The 24,211-nt window shown below is 41.3% G+C and carries 17 protein-coding genes; 8 read left to right on the top strand and 9 right to left on the bottom strand.

What is annotated here, in order from left to right; translation table 11 throughout:
* Positions 1 to 215 precede the first annotated feature (215 nt).
* The 7 genes from BXY_RS16725 to mazG all read left to right on the top strand — a co-directional run bounded on the left by BXY_RS16725 (position 216) and on the right by mazG (position 6,687).
* Positions 216 to 773, top strand: a complete 558-nt coding sequence (locus BXY_RS16725; protein WP_008645402.1) for a PD-(D/E)XK nuclease family protein — start codon at positions 216 to 218, stop codon at positions 771 to 773.
* Positions 774 to 775: 2 nt separating this feature from the next.
* Positions 776 to 1,894 (top strand): hypothetical protein, encoded by a 1,119-nt coding sequence (locus BXY_RS16720; protein ID WP_004315851.1) that lies wholly within the window; start codon positions 776 to 778, stop codon positions 1,892 to 1,894.
* Between the two features lie 6 nt (positions 1,895 to 1,900).
* Entirely contained in the window at positions 1,901 to 3,175 is a 1,275-nt protein-coding gene (locus BXY_RS16715) for a DUF805 domain-containing protein (RefSeq protein ID WP_004315850.1), read from the top strand.
* An 11-nt stretch (positions 3,176 to 3,186) separates the two neighbouring features.
* A complete protein-coding gene (locus BXY_RS16710) occupies positions 3,187 to 3,774 on the top strand; it encodes a hypothetical protein (RefSeq protein WP_008771153.1) in 588 nt (195 codons plus the stop codon).
* Positions 3,775 to 3,785: 11 nt separating this feature from the next.
* On the top strand, positions 3,786 to 4,556 hold the full coding sequence (locus BXY_RS16705) for a zinc ribbon domain-containing protein (protein ID WP_004315848.1): 771 nt from the start codon (positions 3,786 to 3,788) through the stop codon (positions 4,554 to 4,556).
* A 135-nt stretch (positions 4,557 to 4,691) separates the two neighbouring features.
* Positions 4,692 to 5,861 carry an ATP-binding protein gene (locus tag BXY_RS16700; protein ID WP_008771152.1) on the top strand — a complete coding sequence of 390 codons (1,170 nt, stop codon included), beginning with the start codon at positions 4,692 to 4,694 and terminating at the stop codon, positions 5,859 to 5,861.
* A 37-nt stretch (positions 5,862 to 5,898) separates the two neighbouring features.
* Entirely contained in the window at positions 5,899 to 6,687 is a 789-nt protein-coding gene (mazG, locus tag BXY_RS16695) for a nucleoside triphosphate pyrophosphohydrolase (RefSeq protein WP_004315846.1), read from the top strand.
* A gap of 218 nt (positions 6,688 to 6,905) precedes the next feature.
* On the opposite strand, the gene BXY_RS16690 is transcribed toward mazG, so the two are convergent.
* The 6 genes from BXY_RS16690 to rpsA form a co-directional block, all read right to left on the bottom strand.
* On the bottom strand, positions 6,906 to 7,373 hold the full coding sequence (locus BXY_RS16690; RefSeq protein WP_004315845.1) for a hypothetical protein: 468 nt from the start codon (positions 7,371 to 7,373) through the stop codon (positions 6,906 to 6,908).
* Positions 7,374 to 7,400: 27 nt separating this feature from the next.
* Positions 7,401 to 7,778, bottom strand: a complete 378-nt coding sequence (locus BXY_RS16685; RefSeq protein WP_008645696.1) for a hypothetical protein — start codon at positions 7,776 to 7,778, stop codon at positions 7,401 to 7,403.
* 47 nt (positions 7,779 to 7,825) lie between these two features.
* The gene (locus tag BXY_RS16680; protein WP_008016827.1) at positions 7,826 to 8,377 is read right to left on the bottom strand and encodes an RNA polymerase sigma factor; all 552 of its coding nucleotides are present in this window, start codon (positions 8,375 to 8,377) and stop codon (positions 7,826 to 7,828) included.
* Positions 8,378 to 8,401: 24 nt separating this feature from the next.
* On the bottom strand, positions 8,402 to 9,943 hold the full coding sequence (locus BXY_RS16675; protein ID WP_015532478.1) for a L,D-transpeptidase family protein: 1,542 nt from the start codon (positions 9,941 to 9,943) through the stop codon (positions 8,402 to 8,404).
* Complete coding sequence (locus tag BXY_RS16670) at positions 9,933 to 10,871, bottom strand: ribonuclease Z (protein ID WP_009039701.1); 939 nt, start codon at positions 10,869 to 10,871, stop codon at positions 9,933 to 9,935. Before BXY_RS16670 ends, BXY_RS16675 begins: the two co-directional genes overlap by 11 nt.
* A 341-nt stretch (positions 10,872 to 11,212) precedes the next feature.
* Positions 11,213 to 13,012: a 30S ribosomal protein S1 gene (gene rpsA, locus BXY_RS16665; RefSeq protein WP_008645692.1), complete on the bottom strand. Its 1,800-nt coding sequence runs from the start codon at positions 13,010 to 13,012 to the stop codon at positions 11,213 to 11,215.
* A gap of 96 nt (positions 13,013 to 13,108) precedes the next feature.
* On the opposite strand from rpsA, the gene BXY_RS16660 reads away from it, so the two are divergent.
* Positions 13,109 to 19,150, top strand: a complete 6,042-nt coding sequence (locus tag BXY_RS16660) for a DUF3320 domain-containing protein (RefSeq protein ID WP_015532477.1) — start codon at positions 13,109 to 13,111, stop codon at positions 19,148 to 19,150.
* A gap of 50 nt (positions 19,151 to 19,200) precedes the next feature.
* Here the strand turns inward: BXY_RS16660 and BXY_RS16655 are convergent, their stop codons facing one another.
* The 3 genes from BXY_RS16655 to BXY_RS16645 all read right to left on the bottom strand — a co-directional run bounded on the left by BXY_RS16655 (position 19,201) and on the right by BXY_RS16645 (position 23,751).
* Positions 19,201 to 20,331: a retron St85 family RNA-directed DNA polymerase gene (locus BXY_RS16655; RefSeq protein ID WP_009039699.1), complete on the bottom strand. Its 1,131-nt coding sequence runs from the start codon at positions 20,329 to 20,331 to the stop codon at positions 19,201 to 19,203.
* A 207-nt stretch (positions 20,332 to 20,538) separates the two neighbouring features.
* Positions 20,539 to 22,746, bottom strand: coding sequence for a DUF5686 family protein (locus BXY_RS16650; protein ID WP_009039698.1), 2,208 nt, complete (start codon positions 22,744 to 22,746; stop codon positions 20,539 to 20,541).
* Positions 22,747 to 22,914: 168 nt separating this feature from the next.
* Positions 22,915 to 23,751: an Rpn family recombination-promoting nuclease/putative transposase gene (locus BXY_RS16645; protein ID WP_008020943.1), complete on the bottom strand. Its 837-nt coding sequence runs from the start codon at positions 23,749 to 23,751 to the stop codon at positions 22,915 to 22,917.
* Between the last annotated feature and the right edge of the window lie 460 nt (positions 23,752 to 24,211).

The raw sequence follows: 24,211 nt of genomic DNA, 5'->3' as shown, positions 1-24,211 counted from the left end.
GTTAAGACGTATTATTTCGATTAGGTAAATCTGGTAAATTTATTCAATGATCCGAAATAATAAGTTGAAGTGACGTTCACACCCGAATAGGGCGTGGACTGCTTTTACTTATTTGGATCATAAGGTTTACCAGAACCTACCTAATCAAATAAGCTAAAAGTTAGTTTTACGCTCTTTTTTTTGTACCCATACATTCATTTTAAATTATATAAAACATGGAAAAAGTATCATTACTAATGAAAGATTCTTCCGAAGGAGATTCTCAAAAAGAAACCATGATAGACTTTATTCTTTCATGGACATTACGTAGATCTATACAGCAATACAGTGAAGAGAAACCTATCCTTTATCAATATTGTAGAAAGATTCTCGGCAAACTGATTGGCATCGAAATGACAGACGACGTGCAAGTCACTTCTGTTGAAACTTGGAAACAATGGAAATATATTGACCTATGGGCAAACATACGGATTACATGCAATGGAAAAGAAGAATTTCATGCTGTTTTGATTGAGAACAAAGCGTATACACCAACTCACCATAATCAATTAGCAAGATACAAGGCCATTTTCGACCAAGTATGTGAAGAGTATATGCCTAATACTAAAAGGCATTATATACTAATCACCGCCTTGGATGAAATGCCGGCTATGCTGGCAAACGAATGTAAAGAGAACGGATATATTCCATTCTGCTTGGGAGATTTAAATGATTATGAACAGCAAGATTCGGAAAGCGATTTGTTTAACGAGTTTTGGTTAAGATATTGGTAACTATGGGAAAATTTCTATTAATATGCCTATTCCTCTGTACAGGAATATGTAAGACAAGTGCACAAATAGTAGACTTATCAAAATTCGTTAAGGCAAAGAAAAGCAAGACAGAAGTATTCTCTCAAAAATTACAAAATACGAGAGATTCACTTCTAAGAATCTGCAAAATATATAAATTAGAAGATTTCAAATATAAATTTCCAACTATTTACTTAGGTGAATCAATGGAAAGTTTAAAAGCTAAATCAAAAGAATTCGAAAAAATCAAAGTAGAAATAGAAAATGCTATTAGCAAGAAAGAGTTAGAACAAAAAAGAGTAGACTCCATCCAAAAGGTCAATGATGCCGAAAGAATAGTACAAGAAAGAATAGCTGATTCTTTATATTTAATTCGGGCCGCCCAAACATGGGAATGGTTACATGATAAGAAAGGAAAATGGGAAACAATAGACCGTTCATATCCTAAAGAAGAGCATTACCAAGTAAATTCACTATTTCCCCAATATCAAGTAATAGACCAAAATGCCTATCTGAATGGAAAATTAGTAGGAGTATGCCATCCGGCTAAAAACAATAAAAACAATAGCGAAAAAGAACGTTGTTTTCGCATAGACGTGATGACTTTTTTATGCCAACAAGATTTTCTGAATAACAAATATGAGATACAAAAAGAATCACCTAAAACCCAAGAATACATAAAACAGAAATTAGGACTTAAAAAACAGCTGGAGCCGACTGACAGTCCTGTATATAAAGAAATGATAGCCAATGCAAGCAAACTCCGTATAGCACAAGAAAGGCTACGCAAAGGAGAAATTGATTTGAACACCTACAATAGAATTAAAACAAAATTGGGTGCCAAATTCACCGGAACGGTATATCAAGAAATGGCGGATAGCAACAGTCCGGAAATAAATGCAGGGAAAAGATATCTGGAACAATTACGTACTGATAACAAATCATTAATTGGGGAATATACCATTCAAAGAATAGATGGAACCAACTTCACCTATCAATTCCGTAATAATGAAGGAAAAAAAACGTTTAGCGTGAAAGTTTCATTCTTTGTCAATGAGAAAAAAAATGTTTTATATACAATTTCTTCACTTCAAAAGAAATAAGATACTATGGAAAAAGAAACAAAAAAATGCCCTTTTTGCGGAGAAGAGATTTTGGCTGTAGCCAAAAAATGCAAATACTGTGGTGAATGGTTAGAAGAAAAGCAAACGGTAACTAAGAAAATGGTTGCCTGCCCTGTTTGCACCGAACAAAGAGAAGAAGATGCCACAAGCTGCGAGAACAAAGAGACCCCACAGCCCTCTTTCTTATCCCACTATTTCATCCGTGTCATATGCAAGCAATATGCCGACTTTAACGGAATGGCCACAAGAAAGCAATATTGGCTTTACATCCTATTCTACAACATCATAGCTATTGCCGCATCATGCATAGATATATTATCGGGAATCGACTTCCAACTATTTGGAGAAAGCCTCGGCTATGGTTGGCTATTCACAATCGTCTCACTGACTCTCACCATTCCTTCACTCGCCATCGGTATACGTCGCTTGCACGACATTGGAAAAAGCGGATGGTGGTTTCTGATTGTCCTCCTCCCCTTAGTCGGTATCTTTTGGCTACTCTTCCTGCTGTGCAAGAAAGGAAATGCAGCTAACGCCTCCACTCCTTTAACCATTACCGACAAAATTGTGCTCAATGCGTCGATAGTAGTTGTAGCCATTCTGGTTGTACTCACCTATTTCAAATCTGCCAACCATCTCCAAATGCCTCAACTTCAACACAGCGATTGGACTCTTGACGGAGACACCGCAGGAGTGGATACATTGGGCAATATAGGTTATTCAAAAAACAGGCAAAGCATCAATAGCGGAAACAATGCGGAAATAAAAAAACGCATTATACACGATTTCTCTTGCTATTATGCCATTTATACCTTCTGCTACAACATGAAACAAGCCATAACTAAAGGATACAAAGGAGAAGGTTTGCTAACCCTCACCGAAGAACTTGTAGAAAATGACGATTTACTTGTCATCTCCAATACCGAATTTAAATGGTTATTGCAACAATTCGATTTCTCAAACTTCTCTCGACTATTACAGGCATACGCAAGTGGCAACAGGAGCTTCAGGAGTGATTTCACCGAGAGTGACTTGGGGCATACAGCAATAGAATGTCTTAAAAAACGCAAAGTTGTTTTCAACAGCCAATGGTTTGAGATATTCGACAACTATCTGCCCCATGACGAAGTACAAATAGAAGAGTTTCATAATTTGGGAAATAAAGAGTATCAGGTTGTATTCGATGGTTTTCACAACATATCTCCCAATTTCGTATATAACGTCAGCTATGCCAACGGACTTACCATTACAACGAATTAAATTTTACCATCATGAAACATAACAACTTACTTACATCATTCACTCTATTATCTCTTTTGTGTATCTTCTGCACCTCATGCAACGATATGGAAATGGCAAAAAAAGCGTGCGGCACATGGGAAAGCATCCGCATAGTCGAAGAAGACGGATGCAAAGAGAAAACCTATTATGATTTCGGTTCTGTGAAAGGGAGTATTCCTGGAGGAGACTTAAAAGAAACAACCTACTTCACCGAATGTGGAGAAGTTGAAGACGGACAAGAATATAATATGCAATGCAAAAGTATCATTGAAGGTACATGGAAGATAGAAGTCGGTGACATCTATTTCACTTACGACCTGTCGACTCTGAAAGTCACTTTTGAGGGGATTAGTTTCCCGGGCGCAGATAGATTATCCGAATCTCTTGCACAAAGTTTTATTAAAAACTATGGGCAATCACTCATTCAAGAATCAATAGAAGAATTGAAAGAACATCTCTATAATTGGTATTCAGAAAACGAAAACAACGAAGACTGTTACCAGAATGTGAATATTAAAGGAGACAATATGTCGTTCGATGCAACAGATGGAGTTATTAAACTGATAAGAATAAAATAAAACTTGAAAACATGATAAACAATACCAAACAATGCCCTTTCTGTGGCGAAGAGATACAAGCAACTGCAAAGAAATGCAGGCACTGCGGAGAATGGTTGGAAGACTCAGTTTCCAATACAAAAAATCAAGCCACTACAGAAGTGTCCTTTCAAAGGGATTCAAATAATCATAAAACAGAAGTGAATCATTTAAAAACTCCCATTTCTGACTTTGTCCTAATCCTATTTTGGACAGGAGTCATTGCGACATTCATTTCAATGTCACATCAAAGTGGAGTATGCCACCTTACCAATCCACACAAATGGCTACAAATCATGCAGTGGGCAACCTATATTCCAGAATGGGTGGCTGACTTATTGTCTGGCTTGGTCGATATAATATTCGCTTACGCCTTATATATAGGGATGAAACAACAAACCAAACCCATGAGCGGCTTATTAATTACCAATATTATAATCACTGTAGTAGTATCTTTTTTGATTTTATGTATGGATTTAATCTCTATTGCAGACGAAGATTACATTGGAATACTTATCTCTCTTTTTGTTATATTAGGTATGCTTATTACATCAACCATAATTGGAGTCCAATTTATCCGACACTTCAACGGACTATTAAATAAATTAGGATGGGGAATGTTGGCATCTCTAATCATAGTTATATCTGCCGCCGCTCTAATATCAGAAGATGAATTTAGTATGACTAATACAATTATTTCTTTTATTGAGTTTTGGATAATCAGCTATATTCTATATATACAAGCGGAATTATTAACGGATTGAGCCAACTAAATCCCTCAAGAAGACATTTTCATTTGATTAGCCTTACCAATTGCACAACAAAAGTGCAGAAAATTATAGTTTTCTGCACTTTTGTTGTGCAATTGACGTATATTTGCATATAAATATATACCAACCATGGACAGATTATACGAAAACTTCAATAAACTCCTTAAAGCTACAAGTACCGATTTCATCCGATACAAGTATACTGAAATAAACTGGGATAGCCATATGCTCGGACTTGTTGGGCCACGCGGGGTAGGTAAAACCACCATGTTCCTTCAACATATCAAGCAGAACATGAATCCGAAAGACACATTGTATGTTTCAGCAGACAATATGTACTTTGCCGATAATTCCCTGATTGACCTAACAGACAAATTCAGCAAACGAGGTGGCAAGCACCTATTTATTGATGAAATACACAAATACCCTAACTGGTCTCGTGAATTGAAGCAGATATTCGATTCTTATCCTGATATGCAAGTTCTTTTCACCGGTTCCTCTATTTTGGATATTTATAAAGGAACGGCAGATTTAAGCAGACGTGCCCCCATCTATGAAATGCAAGGGCTGTCTTTCAGAGAATATTTAAGTATGTTCCATCAAATTCATGTACCAGTCTACACATTAGAAGAGATACTGGAACATAAAGTTGAAATTCCGGGAATAGCACATCCACTTCCGCTATTCGCTGAATATATACAACACGGCTATTACCCGTTTAGCAAAGATATCACTTTTGAAATCGAGTTGAACCAAGTAATCAACCAGACTATGGAAAATGACATACCTCAATATGCTAATATGAATGTCTCCACAGGACGTAAATTGAAACAACTGTTGATGATTATTGCCAAAAGCGTTCCATTTAAGCCTGTCATGCAAAAACTTGCTGACATCATTGGAGTTAGTCGTAATTATTTAAGCGATTACTTACTTTATATCGAGAAAGCGGGGATGATAGCTCAAGTTCGCGATGACACAGGCGGGGTCAGAGGTCTGGGCAAAGTAGAAAAAATATATCTTGATAATACTAATCTCATTTATGCATTAGGAAGAGAGAATTCCAATATCGGTAATATCCGCGAAACATTTTTTTATAACCAAATGCGAGTTAAACAGGATATTATATCTTCCAAAATCTCAGATTTCCAAATAGGAGAAAGAACATTTGAAATAGGCGGAAAAAACAAAGGACAACAACAAATAACCGGAGCCAAAGAAGGATACATTGTAAAAGATGATATAGAAACCGGATACGGGAATATTATTCCACTTTGGAATTTCGGAATGAATTATTAATAATAGCCTTATAACAATTTTAATACAAAATATATTTATGTCACATACCAGACAAGAACAGATGGAAGCCTTCGGACGCTTCCTGGACATTCTCGACGAACTGCGTGTTAAATGTCCCTGGGACCGCAAACAGACCAATGAAAGTCTGCGTCCCAACACCATAGAAGAGACTTACGAACTTTGCGACGCCCTGATGAGGGATGACAAGAAAGAAATCTGCAAGGAATTGGGTGACGTATTATTGCACGTTGCTTTCTATGCCAAGATAGGCTCGGAAACAGGAGATTTTGACATCAAAGATGTTTGCGACAAACTGTGTGATAAACTGATTTTCCGTCACCCGCATGTATTCGGAGAGGTAAAAGCAGAGACAGCAGGACAAGTTTCCGAAAATTGGGAACAGTTGAAGCTAAAGGAGAAAGACGGCAATAAGAGTGTATTGAGCGGTGTACCCGCTGCCCTCCCCTCGCTCATCAAGGCTTATCGTATTCAAGACAAAGCCCGCAATGTAGGTTTCGACTGGGAAGAGCGTGAACAGGTATGGGATAAAGTGAAGGAAGAAATCGGAGAATTTCAGGATGAAGTGGCTAATATGAATAAGGACAAGGCGGAAGCTGAATTCGGTGACGTCATGTTTAGCCTTATCAATGCAGCGCGTCTCTACAAGATCAATCCTGATAACGCTTTGGAACTTACCAACCAAAAGTTTATCCGTCGCTTCAATTATTTGGAGGAACATACTATCAAGGAAGGAAAAAGCCTGAAGGATATGTCTCTTGAAGAGATGGATGCTATTTGGAATGAAGCAAAGAAAAAAGGACTGTAAGACCTATGAGTAACATTGATTTACATGCCATCATTGAAAGATGATTGGGAGTTCATAATACATGCCAAACAGGATATTCCACTATTGATTGCAGAAATAGAATACTTAAAATCAATGCTATCTAAATAAAAAAATAGAGGCTCTATTCCGTGCGAGTAGAGCCTCTATTTTACTCAAACAGAACGTCTATTCATACGAGTCAGACGCTCTATTTTTCTTTATTTCTTCTTCGAATCGTTTCCTTTATCCTTGCCACGATTCATTCCTTTTATCATCTCCCGGTGGAAGCGCATTTCCGCACGCTGCACGAGAAATATCTTCTTACTGGAAAGAATCTTTTTGAACTTACCCAGATAAGTCTTATCAAGCTGATCGGCAGCAATACGATTGTTGGCTATCTTATCGTTGATTTCTGCATATTGAGCTTCCGTCGTCTTATCATCTTTACCTTTGCGCATCAAATCCCACGATTCATCATTCAGCTTCTTCTTCTTATCCTGGAGTTCAAAATAGACGGGAAAGAACTTGGCTGCCTCCTTTTTACTCAATCCTGCCTGTTCGGTAATGAATTCCTTTTGTTTTGCCCTGAACTCCTCCCGGGATAAATGCTGATCACATCCGTCAGCAGCCCAAAGAACAGGCATAAAGCCACACAACAAAACAACCCATGCGATTAGTTTTCTCATTTTCTGTATTCAATCAGTTTTAATAAATCATTCTACACTTGCGTCACTCAAATAAACATATAACGAATAATCATCCAGCATAGCGCGGTCTAGTGCCACATCCAGCATTTCGTCCGATACAACTTCAGTATCCACCTCCGTCACCGCCACTTCATCGATCGCAGCAGGTTTGTGATCTGTCGACGCTACCCGGATAATCAGGGCCGCACCCACAAACATAGCAGCGAGATAGAGCAATGGTTTCAGTCTTGTCCATGTGCTGACAGGTTCTTCCTTGAAAACTACTTTTTCTTTTTCAGGAAGTTTATTCATTACCTCCGAAGTCAGGTTTTCAAAGTAACCATCAGGCACTTTGAAGGAATTTTCCTTACCAAGCTTCTTCAATAGGATATCTTCTTCTTTCATACGTTTTTCTCCTCTCTTTTACTTAGACAACGTCCAATTTAAAAGGTTTAATCTATTTCTTCTAAAAACTTCTCTATTTTCTTCACCGCATGATGATATGACGCTTTGAGCGCACCAACCGATGTGCCGAAGATTTCCGACATCTCTTCGTATTTCATTTCCTGATAATATTTCAGGTTGAACACCATACGCTGTTTTTCCGGCAAAGTCAATAGAGCTTTTTGCAGACACAACTGTATTTCGTCGCCCGAAAAGTAGGAGTCACTTTCCAGCTTCTGCACAATCGCAGCTTCAGGATCGTCAATATCCACGGTAGTCATAGCGCGCTGCTTGTTCAGAAAGGTAAGACATTCGTTCAGCGCGATGCGATAGAGCCAGGTAGACAGTTTCGCCTCGGCACGGAAATAATCGATATTCGTCCATGCCTTGATGAAAGTGTTTTGCAGGAGATCGTTCGCATCCTCATGCGACAGTACCATCCGGCGGATTTGCCAATATAATTGCTCGCTATACTGCGCCACAATCATTTCAAATCCTTTCCGCTGTGTACTCTCCTCCTGAAGGAGTTTCAGAACTTCGCGTTCGTTATAAGGAATCATAATCTCTTGTATCTGTATGTTTATTTATGGTTTCAAATTCAGGTTGTTCATTGCCTCTAGTAAAGACGGATCATATTTATAAATGTCCTCACAATACCTCAAATTATTATCGGCAGACAGATAAACTGTCTGATAATCTATAAATAAAGGTATATATTTCTCTAAACTATAATGTTTCAGTTCGCGATAGGCCGCACTGACAGGCAGCTTCTTCCCCTCTTCACTCACCGGCTTGATATCCATTGCAATGCGGATACGGTCTTCCAATAATTCATCCGGTTCTTTCAACAGGAAGAAAGCAAAGTCGAGTGCTTTCTGAAGGCGGACGCAACCATGGCTCACCGCACGATTGTTTCGCGTGAAAGCCCACCGGGAAGGAGTATCGTGCAGATATACGGAATGAGGATTAGGAAAGCGGAAGATGATGCGTCCCAATGAATTCCCCGTTTTATTGTCCTGCTTCACCGTATAAGGTACACCTTTTCCTGCATATTTAGCCCAATTAACCTGATGAGGGTTTACTTGTAAGCCGTTCTTATCGTATACCTTCATGCGATTACGGGTGAAATAGGTCGTATCTCTGCGATAAGTAGGGATGATTTCTTTCCTGATAATACTTTGAGGTACATTCCAGTACGGATTCAGTTCCATATAATAAATCCTGCTCGACAACAGAGGAGTTTTATTTTTCACACTCCCCACACAGATACGCATCTCCAGGATAGAGTCCGTTTCTTCGTTGATTGCCTGCAACATGAATGCCGCCACATTGGCTATCACATATTTCTGTCCTTTGTCCAATGCATATTGCCAACGTGCCCGCTCCATATTTACCAACAGACGATTCCGGTAATAATCCGTAGTATCCGTTTTCCCCCAAGCATTTACACGAACCAGTTCTTCCTGCATCTTGCGATAAAGCGGAGAAGAAGGTTGTGCTCCACGAAGAGCAGCAATTGGATTTGCACGCAATGAATCGAGGGCGGCATTTGCAAAAGTTACATCACAATGTTTTAAGGGAATACGATTGATCGAATCATTCCATCTGTGTTCCGAAGGCAGGAAACCAAACTTCAACTGGCACACATACGAAAGATATGCGGCTGTCAACTGATATTCCACATCTGCCAACAGACGGTTCATTGTCTTTCCTTCCTGCAACTTCAAAGAATGTATTTGTTGCAATCTCTCACGGATGCTATCGACCGAATAAAGATTCGGGTTAATGCCATGCCGTGAGATGTCTCCCAGCCAGAACAACATAGAGTCCGCCACCTGTGCGGCAGGTTTATCGGACACGAGCGAGTCATTCAACCAGAAGAATTCATCTTTTTCCCGATAATGGGCCAACAAAGCCGAATCCCAGGGAGTTATAGGGTTTTCGTTCAAATAGGAACGGATCATCAGACGAATACTGTCGGCATCTATTTGATAAGCAGGGTTGAACAACTCTTGCAGGGAAGCCAGAGAGTCCGGTATCGGAGATTGGGGTTTCTCTTTCTTACAGGCTGCCAAACAAACGACGAACAGGATTACCGCTCCCCAAAGCAGGCGTCTATTTCTCATACACAGTTCCTCCATCAACGTCAATACACATATTCTCTTTCGCTAAAATGGTTTGCGGGAAAATGGCGGACGCTTCATTAAGCAAAATAGATTCATCCTCGTAACGGGCTGAAAAGTGTCCGATCACCAATTGTTTCACATTGGCGTCCAAAGCTAGTTGTGCGGCTTGCGCAGCCGTAGTATGATAAGTTTCCTTGGCACGTGCCTGCTCTGTCTGCGCAAAGGTAGCCTCATGGAAAAGCAAATCTACATTGCTGATTTGTTCGGCAAGCGACGGGCGATAGATTGTATCGGAGCAATAAGCATATTTACGAGCCGGAGCCGAAGGACGGGTCAGACGCAAATTGGGTATTACTTCTCCTTCGGGAGTTACAAAGTCTGCTCCGTTCTTGATACGGTTCAGTTCATAGACCGGGACTTTATAAAAGTCCACCATGTCTCTGATGATATGGTTCGGACGCTGTTTCTCTTCAAAAAGGAAACCGCAGCAGGGAATTCGATGTTTTAAAGGGATGGTGGTCACAGTCACCGAACGGTCATCGTAAATGAGCATCGGTTCTTTCGTTTCGAATTCATGGAAGAACACCTTATAAGTCAAAGTCTTACAAAAGAAAGCAAGCATCGGTGCAAACAGTTCTTCCAGTCCTCGTGGAGAATGAATATGCAAATCGGCTGTTCTTCCCAATAATCCGAATGTAGAAATCAGCCCCAACAATCCGAAACAATGGTCACCATGTAGATGAGAGATGAAGATATGATTCAATCGGGAAAATTTCAGTCGCGAACGACGTAACTGCATTTGTGCTCCCTCGCCACAATCAATCATAAATAGTTTTTCACGCAGGTTCACGACTTGAGAGGTCGCAAAATGTCGCGTGGTAGGCAAAGCGGAACCGCATCCCAATATATGTAACTCAAATTTTTCCATGGTATGCAAAGATAAAGCATTTCAGATTCAATCTTGCAAAGGAAGAAACTTTTTTTCTATTCACCACGGAGGACGCAGAGGGTAAGAAGGGTAAGGAGGATATGGAGAAGATGCGGAGGATAAGAAGAGGGTAGATTTATATAAATAAAATATATCGCCATCGTTAGTTTGTTAAATCAAGCCTTCACACCCTCTGTATTCTCCATATCCTTCCTGTCCTCCATATCCTCTCCATATCCTCCTTACCCTTCTTACCCTCTGTGTCCTCTACGTCCTCTGTGGTGAATAAAAAAAGGCGCCCCCAACCGGGAGCGCCTTCATCAAAAAATATTCTGTTCAGATTATTTCTTTCCTTCCAACTGTTCTTTCAATGCAGCCAGAGCGTCGATGTCGCCCAGAGTAGTTGAAGCAGCTTGGTTTTGGATCATCGGAGAATCTTCTCTCTTACCAGAAGATGCTTTCTTTGCGCCAGAAGCAGCTTTCTTTTCTGCTCTTTCTTCAGCTTTAGCTACATCTTCGAAGATACGGCTGTGAGACAAGATGATTCTCTTAGCGTCTTTGTTGAACTCGATCACTTTGAATTCAAGTTTCTCATCCAACTGTGCTTGTGAACCGTCTTCTTTTACAAGGTGTTTCGGAGTTGCGAAACCTTCTACACCGTAAGGAAGAGCTACAACAGCACCCTTATCCAACATTTCGATGATAGTACCTTCGTGTACAGAACCTACAGTGAACACAGTTTCGAATACATCCCAAGGATTTTCTTCGAGTTGTTTGTGGCCAAGGCTCAAACGACGGTTGTCTTTATCGATTTCCAATACCTGAACTTCGATGTCAGCACCAATCTGTGTAAATTCTGACGGGTGTTTCACTTTCTTAGTCCAAGAAAGGTCAGAGATGTGGATCAAGCCGTCTACACCTTCTTCGATTTCTACGAATACACCGAAGTTAGTGAAGTTACGTACTTTTGCAGTATGCTTAGAACCTACAGGATACTTTTCTTCGATTGTTTCCCATGGATCTTGTTTCAGTTGTTTGATACCCAAAGACATCTTACGTTCTTCGCGGTCAAGTGTAAGAACAACAGCTTCTACTTCGTCGCCTACCTTCATGAAATCTTGTGCAGAACGCAGGTGTTGGCTCCAAGACATTTCTGAAACGTGGATCAAACCTTCTACGCCAGCAGCGATTTCGATGAATGCACCGTAGTCAGCCATAACAACCACTTTACCTTTCACCTTGTCACCAACCTTCAAGTCAGTATCAAGAGCATCCCATGGGTGCGGAGTCAGTTGTTTCAAGCCAAGAGCGATACGTTTCTTTTCGTCATCGAAGTCAAGGATAACAACGTTGAGCTTCTGATCCAGTTCAACCACTTCTTTCGGATCGCTAACACGTCCCCAAGAAAGGTCAGTGATGTGGATCAAACCGTCTACGCCACCAAGGTCGATGAATACACCGTAAGATGTGATATTTTTAACAGTTCCTTCAAGAACTTGTCCTTTTTCGAGTTTACCGATGATTTCTTTCTTCTGTTGTTCCAGTTCAGCTTCGATAAGAGCCTTGTGAGATACAACAACGTTTTTGAATTCCTGGTTAATTTTAACCACTTTGAATTCCATTGTTTTGCCAACGAATACATCATAGTCGCGGATCGGTTTAACGTCGATTTGAGAACCCGGCAAGAATGCTTCGATTCCGAATACGTCTACGATCATACCACCCTTCGTGCGGCACTTGATGTAACCCTTGATAATTTCTTCATTTTCCAGAGCAGCGTTAACGCGATCCCAAGAACGAGTAGCGCGGGCTTTTCTGTGTGACAGAACGAGCTGTCCTTTTTTGTCTTCCTGGTTTTCGATGTATACTTCTACAGTATCACCTACTTTCAGGTCCGGATTGTAACGGAATTCATTCAAAGGGATGATACCGTCTGATTTGTAACCGATGTTCACAACTACTTCACGCTTGTTCATTGCGATTACGGTTCCGTCAACAACCTCACGGTCGTTCACTTTGTTAAGCGTACCGTCGTAAGCTTTTTCAAGTTCATCGTGGCTAACGTTGGTTACTGTTTCGCCATTTTCATAAGCATCCCAGTTGAAATCTTCAATAGGAGCTACGTTCTTTAAGTTTTCCATTAATAATAAAATTGTTTAATACTTTAATTAAATAAGACATTATATTATCTATAAATCGGGCGCAAAGGTAGAAATATTTTCTTGATTGACAAAAGAATGGCAGAAGAAAAGAGATTTATATCCGTATTTTTTGTAATATTGCAATCTTTAATTTATACAGTTTTTGCCATGGACGAGAGATTGGACAAAGTCAAGGTGCAATGCGACTATTTACCGCTTATTAATTTTGCGATACAACAAAACGGAGCATCGATCATTCATCAGCTTTCTATTGAGAACACGACACCTGTCCCACTGAAGGACATTCAAGTAGTAATCACGACAGAACCGACTTTCGGAAACGCCGCTCCGATGGCTGTTGAACAGATCCCGGCCAACGGTTCGATCCGTCTGTCGTCATTCAATCTCACTTTGTCCGCCAACTACTTCACACAACTGACCGAACGTTTATCCGGCAACCTGAAAATTGAAATTACTGCTGAAGCGGAACCGATATTCTGCCAAACATATCCTATCGACATCCTGGCATACGACCAATGGGGCGGACTCAACGTATTGCCCGAAATGCTGGCTGCTTTTATCACTCCCAATCATACGGCTATCTCACCGATTATCAAAAGAGCAGCTTCCATCCTGGGGCAATGGACCGGCAACCCGTCTCTCGATGAATATCAAAGCCGCACTCCGGACAGGGTGAGGAAACAGATGGCTGCCATCTATACGGCTATCGCGGAGCAACAGATTATATATAGTACCGTTCCCGCCAGTTTCGAAGAATATGGGCAGCGTGTCCGGTTAGCCGATTCTGTGATGGCACAGAAATTGGGAACCTGCCTGGATATGGCTTTGCTCTATGCTTCCTGTCTGGAGGCAATCGGGCTGAATGCTTTAATCGTCATCACGCAAGGGCATGCCTTTGCAGGAGCCTGGCTGGTGCCGGAAACTTTCCCGGATCCTACGATTGATGATGTTTCTCTATTAACGAAAAGAACAGCGGAAGGAATCTACGACATTACTTTGGTTGAAACGACCTGCATGAATATGGGACATTCGTCCGATTTTGACGATGCGGTGAAGAAAGCAAACGGAAAGTTGGCAGACGGGAATAACTTCCTTCTTGCAATAGACATCAAGAGAGCGAGATATTCGGGTGTACGCCCCATCCCTCAACGTATTTTGCACGGACAGGTATGGGAAGTCGACGAAAAAGAGACCAACATTCAGAAAAGTGCCGTTCATGCCACCCCGCAAAGTATCAATCCGTATGATTTATCGGGCAATGAAACCCAGACCGTAATCACCAAACAACTGTTATGGGAAAGGCGATTGCTGGACTTGAGCCTTCGCAACAACCTGCTGAATATCCGGATTACCAAAAACACGCTCCAACTGATCCCAGCTAATCTGGCTTGTCTGGAAGATGCATTGGCTGACGGAGAAGAATTCCGCATCCTGCACCGCCCTGCCGATTGGGAAAGCCCGGCGATGGATTTCGGAATTTATTCCTCTGTACCGGAGTCTGATCCGGTGGTTGGTTTCATCAACTCGGAGCTTTCACAGAAAAGACTGCGTTTTTATCTGTCCGAAAACGATTTAGGCAAAGCACTGACTCACCTATACCGTTCCTCGCGTACCTCTATTGAAGAAAACGGAGCCAACACTCTTTATCTGGCTCTCGGACTTTTGAAATGGTACGAGACTCCTTCCAGCGAACGTCCCCGCTACGCTCCCATCCTGCTAATGCCGGTTGAAATCATCCGTAAATCGGCAGCTAAAGGCTATGTGATCCGTTCACGGGAAGAGGAAACGATGATGAATATTACGTTATTAGAAATGCTTCGCCAGAACTTCGGAATTACCGTATCGGGATTAGACCCGTTGCCCACCGATGAAAGCGGCGTTAACGTCAAACTGATCTATTCCATCATTCGTAACAGTATCAAAAACCAACGCAAATGGGACGTGGAAGAGCAGGCCATCTTAGGCATCTTCTCTTTCAATAAGTTCATCATGTGGAATGACATTCACAATAATGCCAATAAACTGGTTCAGAACAAAATTGTTTCAAGCCTCATCAACGGAAAGATAGAATGGGAAGCCGCAACAGAAGAAATAGACGCAACGGATATGGACAAACAACTGTCGCCAACGGACATCGTATTGCCTATCATCGCCGATTCTTCGCAATTGGAAGCCATTTACGAAGCCGTACACGATAAGACTTTTATCCTGCACGGCCCTCCGGGAACGGGTAAATCGCAAACAATTACCAATATCATCGCCAACGCGCTTTACAAAGGGAAACGTGTCTTATTCGTTGCGGAAAAAATGGCTGCCCTCTCCGTTGTTCAAAACCGACTGGCAGCTATCGGTTTGGCTCCGTTCTGTTTGGAAATTCATTCCAACAAAACAAAGAAATCCGCTGTTATCTCACAACTGAAAGAAACAACGGAAATTATCAGGCAGACACCTCCCGAAGAATTCAAAAAGGAAGCGGAGCGTTTGCTGAATTTGCGGGCAGAACTGAATCAGTATATTGAAGCCCTGCATAAAGAATATCCGTTCGGAGTTTCACTATACGACGCCATTATCCATTATCAATCTGTAGACGTCGAACCTTGTTTTGAGATTCCACAACCTTATCTGGATACATTAGACAAAGATACATTTGCGCAATGGGAAGAGGCTATCGAATCGTTAGTCAGAACCGCCAATGCGTGCGGACACCCTTATCGGCATCCATTAACAGGCATCTCGATTTCCGAATATTCATCTGCCGGAAAAGAAGAAGCCTCCCAATTACTTACCGCTTTCATTGATTTATTAAATACCATCCGGCAGAAGTTGGATGTATTTTCCGTACTTCTGAAAGATACGGATATACACCCTACACGCAAGGATTTCCAAACGATTGCCTGTATCATCCGGAGAATACTCGATATTCCGGAGCTGACTCCGGGATTGCTGACTCTGCCGTTATTGAATGAAACGCTGAATGAATATCGTGAAGTGGTGGTTCATGGGCAAAAACGTGATGAACAAAGAAAAGAAATAGAGGCAGGATTCACCAAAGAGATTCTGTCTATCAACGCAAAGCAGACGGTAGCCGAATGGAACCGGGTATCCGATCAATGGTTCCTTCCCAGATATTTCGGTCAGCGAAAAATCAAAAAGGCTATCAACATCTATGCTTTAAAAACCATTGAAACAGAAGACATCAAACCGCTACTCCACCGGATTATCCGGTATCAGGAAGAAAAGGACGCTGTTCAGAAATACACTGGCCAACTCCCCTCTTTGTTCGGACGATTCGGCAAGAATGAGGATTGGACTGCCATTGAGCAGATTACCAATGATATGGCTTCTCTTCACTCACATTTGCTGAATTACGCAAAGGACATAGCCAAGGTGTCACAAATCAAACAGAATTTGTCTGTACAGCTCACAGAAGGAATTCAAACATTCAGAGATATTCACGCTCACTCTTTCAATGAACTGTACCAGTTGTCGGATACACTCACAGTCATTGAAAAGAAGTTGTCCGGCACGTTGGGTATATCAACAGAAGAGCTTTATACTTCTTCAGCCGACTGGATAACGATTGCGCTATCAAAAGCCCAAACCTGGAAAGATAACCTCGACAAACTCAAAGACTGGTATCAGTGGTTACAAGCATACCAAACTCTGAATAAACTGGGAATCGGATTTGTCGCGACAGAATATAAGGAAAAGAATATCCCTACCGACCAACTGACAGACATCTTCTGCAAGAGTTTCTACCAGGCGGTTATTCAGTATATCATTGCCAAAGAACCCACGTTGGAATTATTCAACGGCAAGATTTTCAACGATATTATTGCTAAATACAAACAAATATCCGCCAAATTCGAAGAAACGACCAAAAAAGAATTGTTTGCGCGGCTGGCTTCCAACATTCCGTCTTTTACTCACGAAGCTATCCAAAGTTCCGAAGTGGGCATCCTTCAAAAGAATATCCGCAACAATGCCCGTGGCATATCCATCCGTAAGCTGTTCGATCAGATTCCTACCTTATTATCGCGTATGTGTCCGTGTATGCTGATGAGCCCGCTTTCCGTCGCTCAATTCATTGATACGGATGCCGACAAATTCGATTTGATTGTCTTTGATGAAGCGTCACAGATGCCTACTTATGAAGCGGTGGGCGCTATTGCCCGAGGCAAAAATGTGATTATCGTGGGGGACCCGAAACAGATGCCTCCTACCAGCTTCTTCTCGGTCAGCACCGTAGATGAAGATAATATTGAGATGGAGGATTTGGAGAGTATTCTTGACGACTGCCTTGCTTTGTCTATCCCTTCCAAATATTTATTGTGGCACTATCGAAGCAAACATGAGAGCCTCATCGCTTTCAGCAACTCCGAATATTACGATAACAAACTGATGACTTTCCCTTCTCCGGACAACATTGAATCGAAAGTCAGGATAGTCAACATCAACGGTTATTATGATAAAGGCAAATCGCGCCAAAACCGGGCGGAAGCTCAAGCGGTAGTAGACGAAATAGCCAGAAGATTGAGAAGCGAAGAATTGAGAAAGAAAAGTATCGGTGTGGTGACTTTCAGCATCGTTCAGCAAGCCTTGATAGAAGACTTACTTTCCGACCTCTTTATCTTCCATCCCGAACTGGAAACTCTTGCTCTGGAATGTGACGAACCGTTGTTTATCAAAAACCTGGAGAATGTGCAGGGAGATGAACGGGACGTTATTCTCTTTTCTGTGGGCTACGGTCCAGATGCGGAAGGACGTGTCAGCATGAATTTCGGCCCATTGAACCGGGTAGGTGGCGAAAGAAGGTTGAATGTGGCCGTTTCCCGTGCCCGGTATGAGATGATTATCTATTCCACTTTAAGATCGGATATGATTGACCTGAACCGGACTTCCTCTATCGGAGTAGCCGGATTAAAACGTTTCCTCGAATATGCGGAGAAAGGAACTAGGAATACAATCAACAGTGTGACAGCCCAATCAACGGAAACAGCAGCCTCCATCGAGAATATCATTGCCGATAAACTGCGTTCATTGGGATACACCGTGCATACAGACATCGGATGCTCCGGTTACAAAATAGATATAGGTATCGTTGACACCGAAAATACCTCCAACTATCAATTAGGTATTATCTGCGACGGCAAAAACTACAAACGTACCAAGACCGCACGTGACCGGGAAATTGTGCAAAACAATGTACTGAAAGCACTCGGCTGGGATATCTACCGGATATGGACTATGGACTGGTGGGAAAAACCGGACGAAGTAATAGCTGCTATTCAAGAGGCTATCGCACGCAAAAAGAGTTCAAAGGTTAATGCCCAAACAACGACAACCACCGAAATTGATTCTGCCCCAATGACAGCAGAAAAAGAATCTGTGAACAAAGAGTCGACAGACAAAGAAAAAATAACAAAAGAAGAGCCAATAAAAGAAGAGTCAATAAAAGAAGCAGTACCGACTGCAGAGAGAGATAACAATGAAATTTCATTTGTACTCAAAGCATCACCTGCCACTTCTGAAAAGCAAACTGCTTTCGCATCTTCCGCACAAAGCGGAATACAGCAAAAGTACCGATCGGCAAAGATCACTCCAGGCAGCTATTCGCCGGAAGACTTTTTCTTTAGTGAAAGCTATTCTATCCTCACTTCTCAAATACGGAAGATTATAGAGAATGAAGCTCCGGTCAGCAAATCATTACTTTGCAAGAAGATTCTGTCTGAATGGGGAATCAGTCGTTTGGGAGCACGGGTAGAAACACAGATAGAGACGGCTTTAGATACACTAAATATCTATCGCACCGAACATGAAGGATTTGTTTTCTGCTGGAAAAACAGAGAGCAATGTATCTCCTACTCTATTTATCGTCCGGTTTCCGAGCGGGAAGCGACAGATATAGCTCCTGAAGAGATAGCCAATGCCATCCGACAAGTGTTGACAGACTCCATTAGCCTGCCTGTGGCAGATTTGATAAAAGCATGTGCACAACAATTCGGCTTTGCCCGTATGGGATCGAACATAGACGCTGCCATGCAAAGAGGTATTCGCGAAGCCATGAAAAGGAATTATGCCAAAATTGAAAACGAACGGGTGACGATTGCGGATTAAATGTTGGTTCGAGTGATCCTGTCTAGTAGATTCAGGTGACAGGAATTAGATCAATACCCTTTCTCCAAACGTTTCAGGGCAGCAATAGAATCGGATACATAGCTATTGTCCGGTTCTATTGACCGCCAATAACAAAGCTCTCCAATCAGCCGTTTCAGATAGACAGGATCACTCGAACCAATCCGTCGCTGATGTTCTGCCAAACCTTTCGTCAGGATGAAATAGACATTCTTCCGGATCTCTCTCTTTCTGGCTTTAGGGATAGTCAGTTTCACACCAGAAGAGATGGACACTCCCGTGATAATCTTTCTACCATACTCATTGATGAAACGGGTCTTTTTATGATTCGGTTCGAATTTCTCATCACGAATGATTTGTTTAATACGGGGAATAATCTGCTCTTTGGGAAATACATCTCCCGAAAAAGTCAGGTCATCGGCATACCGGGTATAAGTCAGTCCGTATTCCGCTGCCAATGCCGCCAACTTCCTATCCATCTCATAACTAACGATATTACTTAATGACGGACTTGTAGGCGCTCCCTGCGGCAAGTGTCTGTGCAAACAACACAACGTTCCCAATACTTTAGATACATTTTCCGGATAACCGATCTTCTCAAATGTCTTTTTCACTCTCGGACTTCGTATAGAAAAGAAAAAATCATGAATATCCATTTTCAACACATACCGCTTTCCTAAATGAGGATTGGCATTGTCGACTACAGAATGACCGTTCCGGAAACCTACCGCTGACGGATGAATCATTGTTACAGGTGATAATATACGTGAATTAATAGTCGCTTGAATGGATTGCATTGTTTTGTTAGGAGCAGAGATCATACGATACCCTCCTTTTCTTTTTCTCATCCAAAATTCCCGGTAATGTACAGAAACGTTTCGTAGTATTTCCTTCAATTGTCCCGTTTCCATTCCCAACAGATTGGCACACCAGACAACAGCCGATTCATCATACTTTTGAACATACTGTGCTCTTGAAACTGTCGCTCCCAAAGCATGCCTAAGCCAGGCTCCATGCTCCCATTTTACTTTAGTAGTCTTTTCTTCCTTACTACCGTCTGTCGCTTTCCATCTTTTATACCCCTCTTGTTTTCTGCTTGAGGAAATCATCTTATAAATCAGAAAACCTGTGACAATAAGTATCGTTATTAGAATTCCGTCCATTTTGTATTATGTATATAAACAAAGAGAAGAGAGGCTGAGTTATTTACTAAAATAAATTTAGGTATTTATACCTTAGAATTTATTTTCTAGGAAAAATACCTGTGCTTACGAGGCGACTACACCTCTTTGATGCTAAATTCGGCCCTCATCCTCTCTTATACAAAGATAAGTATAATCTTTCGATAAAACAACCAGAACGGGGAAAAACTATCGGTTGAACAACTCAAACGTGAACTTACAGCCTATTCCTCCGAATTTCCAGTTTTCGCTGCTTACGAAGACTCCCACGTCGAAAATATGCGTACCGATGCCATATCCGACTTCCAGATAAGGTTGAAGATGCGGCATAGAAAGTGCACTGATGTAAATACGTTCATTCTGCACATAACGGGTGTACTTCATCAGATGCCGGAGAATAAGGAACGGAGCTTCGTAGGTGAAATGCCCCCGCACATAACGACGGGAGGAGTTATACCAACGTGAGTCAAGCACCTGAAATACTCCGCCGATTTCATCATTCCAGCCTACGGGAAGATTATGGCGGGAGAAATTGGCAAAGTCCACAAAATACAGTTCATCCTGATTGGTGAATGCCCCGAATCCGAAACGATAATAAATATTACGCATCAATCCCATCCGGATTTGATGCTGAAGGTCAAACTCTATTCTTTCATATTCGCCCGTACTTTTAAATACTCCTTTAATTCCCCGTTCATAATCGACCGAGAAAGTTGGATAGATAGAATGCAAGTTTATCTTTCGCTTTCCGTTCATATAATAATAGAGTCCCGGCGTCCACTCTATCCGGATGCGGGGAGCGAAACTGATATAAGTGTTCTTGAATTTATCCATAAACTCCGGAGGCGGCATCGGATAATCACCGGTAATCACAAAACGGGAAGGCTCTACGGCTGTTCTTTTATGGGCAGAGAAACCCAGACCGATATCCAGTCCGTTGACTATCTCAACTGTATGGCGGAAGTTAAAATACAAGTCCTTGAAATAATCAAGATGAATTAAATCGAAATTAAAGATACTATCCGGCATGGCTTTCAGTTCGTCGAGCACCTTACTGCTATAGATACGGTTACCATTACCCACATTCAACCGGAAGAATCCCCGTTTCTGCGGCCAGTATTCAAAGTCGGCATTCAACGACCAGTAGAACTCTTTACGCGTGAAGTTGTATCCGAGTTTCGGCACAATACGAAGTAATTTATCCCCTCTGAAAAGACGGTTGTAACGGAAATCCTGTCGATAAGACAAACCGTTGCTTCCGCTATAACTGAATAAAAGCGGATTTATAAACGGAGAGAACCGTACGCTTCCGATATTGGACAAATTGAATTTATAATCTTCTACCATCAAGTCCCCCATCGTTCCCCAAAAGGCCTGACTCTTGGATGGCTTTTGTATGGTAGCCGTGTCACGTCTAAGCGCATTGTCGAAATATAGTTTTTTCTCGCTCTCGTTCAAAGGGATCGGGCGCATGATAGCAAAGGTAGAGGCGTCCGTTTTATAAGCATTCGTATCACACTGCAAGGAGAAAGATTCCGAAAGATTATATTTCCTCTTCTCTTTCTTACGTACCTTCTTTTCTTTCAGTTCGATGGATTTATAATCTAAAGAAGCTGTATAATTACCATCCACCTTATTTCCGAGGAATTTGAAAAGGGCTTCTACATCATAACGCACCGGCAGGAATTCATTTTTCTTGCCGACATCTCCCATCTGAATCCAACAGGTAAATGTTATCAGTTCCGATCTTCCCGAAAAACGGATTTCACGAACACTCCAGACGTTGCTACTAACCACCATATATCCACCTACCAACTGATCGCTCTTGGTACGGGGAATAAAGCGGACTCGATAATCCAGATTATTAGGATCTCCCATCACACTGTCTATCTGGTATTTATAGTATTTCTGTCCGTTTTTAGCCAGTGGTGATAACAAGCGTTCATCATTCAGCAGAGACGAAGAGTAGATATTTACATTAAAGTATTCGAGCAAGCCCGGCAATCCCCTGTTTCCTCTCACCGTTCCCTGGGAGGCTTTTACTTTCTGGTCGTAAATATTGGGAGCCGTATAATGCAGGTCACTGTACGTTTCAAGCAGATATTCGCGAACACCCTTTTGCAAACGAAACATGGAAGGCACATAACGGAGAATAAAATTCTTCTTCTGAATGTCCATCTTACCTTTTATATATAGGTTCGCGCGATAATCGCTGACTATCGTTTCATACAAAGGCGCAAAGGTCATCACACGTTCTATGATGGAGTCGGCAGAGATTTCCTGATGAGTATAAGGATTCATTATATAATTATTGGCTGCCCCCTTTGATATAAAAGAGAACAGACACAATATGCATCCTATCAATATTTTATCTCTCAATTGTCGTATCTCCTTCATTAACGTAGGCAAATATAAAAAAGAATATCGAAAAGCAATGGAATTAAGCTACTAAAAAGAGTTATCAGGGGAAGGAAGCTTTTCACACCTGATTAATATAAATATATGAATAAACAAAAACGACTCATGTTTGAATGCATGAGTCGCCTATTAATAATAGGAGAAAGATTATAATTTCTCTATTTCTTCTTTCGAAATACCCGTAGATTTTATGATAATATCATCATCCACTCCTAATTCTTTCAATTTACGGGCTGTTTCTCGTATACCTTTTTGTATACCTTTTTGCATTCCTTTTTGTTCTGCAAAGTCCAACGTATTAAAATAATCGTTGTAAACTTTCCATTCTTCCTCGTACTGCATTCTTTCCTCCTGGGTCATATTCGCTTTGGAGGCTAACTTTTCCAGTCGTTCAAAAACGGCTTTACGAGCCTTGAAAGGCATTCGATCAAGTGTATCCATGTGCTTTAATATATAAATCCAGCGTTCAAAATCATTTTCACATTCATCCTCTTCTTTATTAAAGTTCGGCAATTCAATAAAAATCTGCCGGAACTTACTATTGAAAAGCTTACCTGTATCCCTGTCAGAAAGGACAACATCCGTTCTGATTTTAGAGGGTATATCCTTGTCCATCACGAAGTTCATGAAGAACACTCCGTACACAGCATCTAATTGAAAGTTCCAAATCCCCTTTCTCGCTTGTTGGGTAATGGCCCTCGAAAGATAGAAAAGGGCACGGTCTTTAAAGTAAGGCTGTTCCCGGTTCTGCATTTCTACGATAATATGCTCCCCCGTATTGGTTCTACAATATATATCATAGATAAGTCCTCGTTCTGTTTTTACTTCCGGCTGCTGTTCGTTGTTTAGGAACTGGATGTCGGTAATTACATGCTCTCCTACGAGCAAATCATTCAAGAAGTCGATTAATAACTCCTTTTCTACCTCTCTGCCGAATAAAAACTTAAAGCCAAAATCGGTAAAGGGATTGATAAATCTTCCCATTATTTCTTGTATCTCAATTATAGAACAAAGATAGAGTTTTTTTGTTGAATAGTGTCAAGTATGGGATAAAATAAAATCAAACCAATACCTAACATGAAGTATATGGTTTGATACTACGTAATATCGACTCTATATCACGATTTTAAAGTTGATTTATGAATAGACAACTAGAGTCGTCTGTTCGGTCAACTAAAGTCAGCGACTTAGACAACTGCAGTCAGCTGTATGGTCAACGGCAGTCGGCTGATACCATGTTAACTATTTCAATCTGTTATCCGGTCGTATTAATCTTCTTATATCCTTCCATATAAAGAAACGCCTAAGCTTTTGTTTGAACCGGGGGGCTTTTCGTTAGAGTGTGAAGGATGTGAAAAGCTAAAACGAGGTCATTAAATCACAGCAAACATCTGTCATACTACAACTTACGAGTCTGTGAAACTTGTGGAAGGCAAAAGTAAAC

Origin of the sequence: Bacteroides xylanisolvens XB1A (assembly GCF_000210075.1) — a bacterium.
Lineage (GTDB): Bacteria > Bacteroidota > Bacteroidia > Bacteroidales > Bacteroidaceae > Bacteroides > Bacteroides xylanisolvens.
This window is presented reverse-complemented; position numbering and strand designations above follow the sequence as displayed.

What these genes read in the sequence shown, in the direction of transcription:
- BXY_RS16710 (WP_008771153.1), top strand. Translation starts at nt 3,187, where the DNA reads ATGAAACATAACAACTTACTTACATCATTCACTCTATTATCTCTTTTG.
- BXY_RS16675 (WP_015532478.1), bottom strand. Translation starts at nt 9,943, where the DNA reads ATGAGAAATAGACGCCTGCTTTGGGGAGCGGTAATCCTGTTCGTCGTT.
- mazG (WP_004315846.1), top strand. Translation starts at nt 5,899, where the DNA reads ATGTCACATACCAGACAAGAACAGATGGAAGCCTTCGGACGCTTCCTG.
- BXY_RS16660 (WP_015532477.1), top strand. Translation starts at nt 13,109, where the DNA reads ATGGCAGAAGAAAAGAGATTTATATCCGTATTTTTTGTAATATTGCAA.
- BXY_RS16680 (WP_008016827.1), bottom strand. Translation starts at nt 8,377, where the DNA reads ATGATTCCTTATAACGAACGCGAAGTTCTGAAACTCCTTCAGGAGGAG.
- BXY_RS16690 (WP_004315845.1), bottom strand. Translation starts at nt 7,373, where the DNA reads ATGAGAAAACTAATCGCATGGGTTGTTTTGTTGTGTGGCTTTATGCCT.
- BXY_RS16670 (WP_009039701.1), bottom strand. Translation starts at nt 10,871, where the DNA reads ATGGAAAAATTTGAGTTACATATATTGGGATGCGGTTCCGCTTTGCCT.
- BXY_RS16685 (WP_008645696.1), bottom strand. Translation starts at nt 7,778, where the DNA reads ATGAAAGAAGAAGATATCCTATTGAAGAAGCTTGGTAAGGAAAATTCC.
- rpsA (WP_008645692.1), bottom strand. Translation starts at nt 13,012, where the DNA reads ATGGAAAACTTAAAGAACGTAGCTCCTATTGAAGATTTCAACTGGGAT.
- BXY_RS16720 (WP_004315851.1), top strand. Translation starts at nt 776, where the DNA reads ATGGGAAAATTTCTATTAATATGCCTATTCCTCTGTACAGGAATATGT.
- BXY_RS16715 (WP_004315850.1), top strand. Translation starts at nt 1,901, where the DNA reads ATGGAAAAAGAAACAAAAAAATGCCCTTTTTGCGGAGAAGAGATTTTG.
- BXY_RS16700 (WP_008771152.1), top strand. Translation starts at nt 4,692, where the DNA reads ATGGACAGATTATACGAAAACTTCAATAAACTCCTTAAAGCTACAAGT.
- BXY_RS16645 (WP_008020943.1), bottom strand. Translation starts at nt 23,751, where the DNA reads ATGGGAAGATTTATCAATCCCTTTACCGATTTTGGCTTTAAGTTTTTA.
- BXY_RS16705 (WP_004315848.1), top strand. Translation starts at nt 3,786, where the DNA reads ATGATAAACAATACCAAACAATGCCCTTTCTGTGGCGAAGAGATACAA.
- BXY_RS16725 (WP_008645402.1), top strand. Translation starts at nt 216, where the DNA reads ATGGAAAAAGTATCATTACTAATGAAAGATTCTTCCGAAGGAGATTCT.
- BXY_RS16655 (WP_009039699.1), bottom strand. Translation starts at nt 20,331, where the DNA reads ATGGACGGAATTCTAATAACGATACTTATTGTCACAGGTTTTCTGATT.
- BXY_RS16650 (WP_009039698.1), bottom strand. Translation starts at nt 22,746, where the DNA reads ATGAAGGAGATACGACAATTGAGAGATAAAATATTGATAGGATGCATA.